The sequence below is a fragment of the Metabacillus sp. YM-086 genome (assembly GCF_048059995.1).
Taxonomy (GTDB): Bacteria; Bacillota; Bacilli; order Bacillales; family Bacillaceae; genus Metabacillus; species Metabacillus litoralis_B.
Genome location: NZ_JBLUOI010000163.1, coordinates 1 through 1,935 on the forward strand (window position 1 = coordinate 1; position 1,935 = coordinate 1,935).

At 34.0% G+C, this 1,935-nt stretch carries 1 protein-coding gene and 3 pseudogenes; all 4 read right to left on the reverse strand.

What is annotated here, in order from left to right:
* Positions 1-165: pseudogene (locus ACEWK1_RS27540) on the reverse strand (aldo/keto reductase); the annotation flags it as partial.
* Between the two features lie 260 nt (positions 166-425).
* Positions 426-937, reverse strand: a pseudogene (locus ACEWK1_RS27545) (aldo/keto reductase); the annotation flags it as partial.
* Positions 904-1,062, reverse strand: a pseudogene (locus ACEWK1_RS27550) (hypothetical protein); the annotation flags it as partial. The pseudogenes ACEWK1_RS27550 and ACEWK1_RS27545, both read right to left, overlap by 34 nt.
* 164 nt (positions 1,063-1,226) lie before the next feature.
* Positions 1,227-1,373 (reverse strand): hypothetical protein, encoded by a 147-nt coding sequence (locus tag ACEWK1_RS27555; protein WP_416636872.1) that lies wholly within the window; start codon positions 1,371-1,373, stop codon positions 1,227-1,229.
* Between the last annotated feature and the right edge of the window lie 562 nt (positions 1,374-1,935).

Here is a 1,935-nt window from a genome sequence, read left to right on the forward strand (position 1 = left end):
AAAAAAGTTAATTCCCAACTCAAGTGCTTTTTTTATAACAGGACGAGAGTTCTCTTCGTTAAGCACCCATTGGTGAATCCATTTGCTTGCATCTCCAAATCCCATACACCCCAGACATAATCGAGATACATCTAAGCCTGTGTTACCAAGTTTTCCATATTCCATGTTTCACCCTCACCACCCTCACTTTTCAAAATGTCATATCGTTATACTTTGCCAATCAACTCGTAAGTTTCATTTTCAAAGTTTTTTTTCACTAGTTTTTAATAGATTCCGTTGATCTGTCTGCTTGTAATTTCCATCTTATTAATTCAAAGAACAACAAAAATCCTAAATTCCTTGCTTTCCTAAGAATTGAAGCTTTCCCTAACGTTCTGAGAGGTATATTAGCTTTCTACCCTAATTTACTTTTGAAAAATAAGAGATTACCATGCATAAACTTCTGGAGCTTGTCCACCAGGGCCTGGAAAAATTTCATCCAATTTTCCAAGTATTTCTTGGGTTAAGGTTACTTCCACTGCCCGAAGAGATTGTTCTAATTGATCTATTGTTCTTACGCAATTATTGGTGCGGTCACATTTGGATTCGCAAGTAACCATGCTAACGCAACAGTATCTTCTTTTTGACCTAATTCTTTACAGAGAGCGCTGTACTTTTCTAATTGCTCACGATATTTTTCGGCTCTCTCTTTGTTTTTACTACTTCTTGAGTTTTTAGCTGGTTTTAACGCATTTCCACCTAATAGTCCACCATCTAACGGACTCCACGGAACAATTCCAATTTTGTGTCGTTCAGCAGCAGGTAACACTTCTAGTTCTGGTAAACGACAATTTAAGTTATACTTATGCTGCTCTACTACTAGTCCAAAGAAATTTCTTGCTTTTGCAGTTAATTGTGCTTCTGCTAAGGCCCATCCTGGGAAATTACTGGACCCAACATTTCAACTGACATATGATATGCTTGAGGAAGTTTGGCTTTTGTTCGATCTGTTAAATTTTTATGCGTAATAACAATATCAGCATCAGCAGGTAAGTTATTAATGGGCGTAGAGGTTTCGTTAATTTAATAAACAAAATATGATGAAGAAAAGTGTTAAACATATATGATGATATTCAAAACAGATTAAAAAAGTTTTACAACACAAATAAGCGATCTCGTTTATCCTAACCAGAATAAACAAGGTCGCTTACAATCTTTTCTTCATCATTACTTTTTATCCCTTCAGTTTACTTAATATGCTTTAACATTTTATGCTCAGACTGGTCCTCAGCATCCCCTTTAACTTGATGGAACAAATATGCAAGATAAGAGTTTAGTTCAAATCGATCTTTAACAATAAAATCAGAAAACGTTAATTCGCTTTGTCTAGACACTTTTTATCCCCCCTTTTTATTTAGCTTCTTTATCTTAATCATTATAGTCTATCATTCTTCAATACATATAAATAAATAGAACATAGAAAAATCCTTTCGTTCTAGGTATCGGCCCCACCTACGCCTGATACTATGACAGCCACACGTGCCATCCAACCCAATTTCATTATAATTGGAAGCGTTTACAATTTCAAGAATTATTAATAAACAAGTTTCGACATAAAACAAAGTGAAATTATTTTGTTAGAAATCTTGCCATTCACTTATACTATTTTAAGTATTCCAGTATTTGGTAGATATGCAAAAATGGTCAGGGATTGTCTATAAAAAACATTAAAACTATTGTTTAATGACCGTTTGTGACCAAGTCCATAATTATTATACAATACGGTATTTAAAGCAAAACCCCCTATAAACATGTACTGCACCCCAAAAGTTAGAGTAAGAATCTAACTTTGGGGTGTTTTTATTTATGTCTAAATATGATGAGCAATTTAAGTTTATGGTAGTAAGAGAATATCAAGAAGGACAACTTGGATTTAAGCTGCTAGCCAAAAAATAT